The 2,398-nt window shown below is 71.1% G+C and carries 1 protein-coding gene and 2 pseudogenes; all 3 read left to right on the top strand.

The features are described 5' to 3' along the window. A pseudogene (locus JMF90_RS33565) lies at positions 1 to 115 on the top strand (CDP-alcohol phosphatidyltransferase family protein); the annotation flags it as partial. Between the two features lie 59 nt (positions 116 to 174). Next, complete coding sequence (locus JMF90_RS33560; RefSeq protein ID WP_011545157.1) at positions 175 to 1,944, top strand: bifunctional alpha/beta hydrolase/class I SAM-dependent methyltransferase; 1,770 nt, start codon at positions 175 to 177, stop codon at positions 1,942 to 1,944. After that, a pseudogene (locus tag JMF90_RS33555) lies at positions 1,941 to 2,398 on the top strand (serine/threonine protein phosphatase); the annotation flags it as partial. The gene JMF90_RS33560 and the pseudogene JMF90_RS33555, both read left to right, overlap by 4 nt.

Here is a 2,398-nt window from a genome sequence, read left to right as displayed (position 1 = left end):
CTTCGGTCTGCCGGTGGGCAGCGTCGGCGCCTGGCTGTGGCGGCTGCTGATCGTGCTGTCGATCGTGACGGTGGTGCGGCGCGTCCGGGCCGGGATCACCGAAGCGGGCGGCTGACGGGCCGGGCGCCGGAGGGCGGCGCCACACGATACGTATAACGAAACGAGAGAGATCGCATGAGCGCACGCACGGCCCGCGAGGCCGACTTCATCACGCACGACGGCGAAACGCTGTTCTATCGTCACTGGCCCGCGACGGGCGCACGCTGCCGCGGCGCCATCGTGCTGCTGCATCGCGGGCACGAACACTCGGCGCGCGTCGCGCACCTCGTCGACGAGCTCGACCTGCCGGATTTCGCGTTTTTTGCGTGGGACGCACGCGGCCACGGCCGCTCGCCGGGCGCGCGTGGCTACAGCCCGAGCGCGGCCGCGTCGGTGCGCGACCTGCAGACCTTCGTCGAGCATATCCGCGACACGCACGGCATCGCGATCGAGGAGATGGCGGTAGTCGGCCAGAGCGTCGGCGCGGTGCTCGCGGCGACCTGGGTACACGACTACGCGCCGCCGATCCGCGCGCTCGTGGTCGCGTCGCCGGCGTTCCACATCAAGCTCTACGTGCCGTTCGCGCGGCCGGGGCTGCGGCTGATGCACAAGCTGCGCGGGCTGTTCTACGTGAACAGCTACGTGAAGCCGAAATTCCTCACGCACGATCCCGAGCGGATCGCGAGCTACGCGTCCGATCCGCTGATCACGCGGCCGATCGCGGTCAACATGCTGCTCGACCTGCACGATACCGCGCAGCGCATCGTCGCCGACGCGGCCGCGATCACCGTGCCGACGCTGTTGCTGATCTCGGGCGCCGACTGGGTCGTGCATCGCGGCCCGCAGGACCGCTTCTTCGAGCGGCTCGGCGCGGCGCGCAAGGAGCGCATCGTGCTGCCGGGCTTCTATCACGACACGCTCGGCGAGCGCGACCGCGCGCAGGCGCTCGCGCCGCTGCGGGCGTTCGTGCTGCGCGAGTTCGATGCGCCGAGCCCGCGCGTGTCGCTCGCCGATGCCGACCGGCGCGGCGCGTTCCATGACGAATACGCGGCGCTCTCCCGGCCGCCGGCGAACGTGTTCGCACGGGCGTACTGGGCGCTCACGCGCGCCGGCCTGAAAGCCGGCGGCGCGCTGTCGGACGGCATCGCGCTCGGGTTGCGGCTCGGCTTCGATTCGGGCTCGACGCTCGACTACGTGTACCGCAACCGCGCGCAGGGGCGGCTGGGCATCGGCGCGCTGATCGACCGCACGTATCTCGATTCGCCGGGCTGGGTCGGCATCCGCCAGCGCAAGGTGCATCTGCAGGAGCTGATCGGCGCGGCGATCGGCCGGCTGCGCGGGAACGGCACGCCGGTGCGGATCGTCGACATCGCCGCCGGCCACGGGCGCTACGTGCTCGATGCGATCGCGCTGGCCGCCGAGCGCGATGGCGCGGCGCCCGACGACATCACGCTGCGCGACTACAGTCCGCCGAACGTCGAGGCCGGGCGCGTGCTGATCGCGCAGCGCGGCCTCGAGCCGATCGCGCGCTTCGAGCGCGGCGACGCGTTCGACGAGGCGTCGCTCGCGACGCTCGAGCCGCGGCCGACGCTGGCGATCGTGTCGGGCCTGTACGAGCTGTTCGGCGAGAACGCGCTGATCGAGCGCTCGCTGCGCGGGCTCGCGCAGGCCGTACCGCCGGGCGGCTATCTCGTCTATACGGGGCAGCCGTGGCATCCGCAGCTCGAATTCATCGCGCGTGCGCTGAACAACCATCGCGGCGAGTCGACCTGGGTGATGCGTCGCCGTTCGCAGGCCGAAATGGACGAACTCGTCGCGCGGGCGGGGTTCCGCAAGCTCGACCAGCGGATCGACGAGATGGGCATCTTCACGGTCAGCCTCGCGCAGCGGGTCGATGCGTCATGAGCGTGTTCGGCGGCGGCGCGGGCGCGGAGGCGAGTGACGGGCTGGCCGAACCGGCGGCCGGCGCGCGCGACGCGTCGTTCGTGCTGCGCCTGGGCTGGCTCGCGGCGATGGGCGCCGTGTTCTTCTCGACGTACGGCTTCGCGAACTGGCTCGCCGCGCGCCGCGCCGCGGTGCCGACCTTCGCGTTCGGCTGGGAGCATGCGATCCCGTTCGTGCCGTGGACGATCGTGCCGTACTGGTCGATCGACCTGCTGTATGCGTTGTCGTTCTTCTTCTGGACGCGCCGCGACGATCTGCTCGATCACGTGAAGCGGCTGCTGACCGTGCAGCTGGTGTCGGTTGCGTGCTTCATCGCGTGGCCGCTGCGCTTCGGCTTCGAGCGGCCCGACGCGGGCGGCATGGCCGGTGCGCTGTTCACGCTGCTGATGGGTTTCGACAAGCCGTTCAACCAGGC

The sequence above is a fragment of the Burkholderia sp. E168m23 genome, from assembly GCF_016586125.1.
In the GTDB taxonomy this organism is placed as follows: domain Bacteria; phylum Pseudomonadota; class Gammaproteobacteria; order Burkholderiales; family Burkholderiaceae; genus Burkholderia; species Burkholderia orbicola.
The sequence above is the reverse complement of the archived record's forward strand: the minus strand, read 5'-3'. Positions and strand labels throughout refer to the sequence as shown.

What these genes read in the sequence shown, in the direction of transcription:
- JMF90_RS33560 (WP_011545157.1), top strand. Translation starts at nt 175, where the DNA reads ATGAGCGCACGCACGGCCCGCGAGGCCGACTTCATCACGCACGACGGC.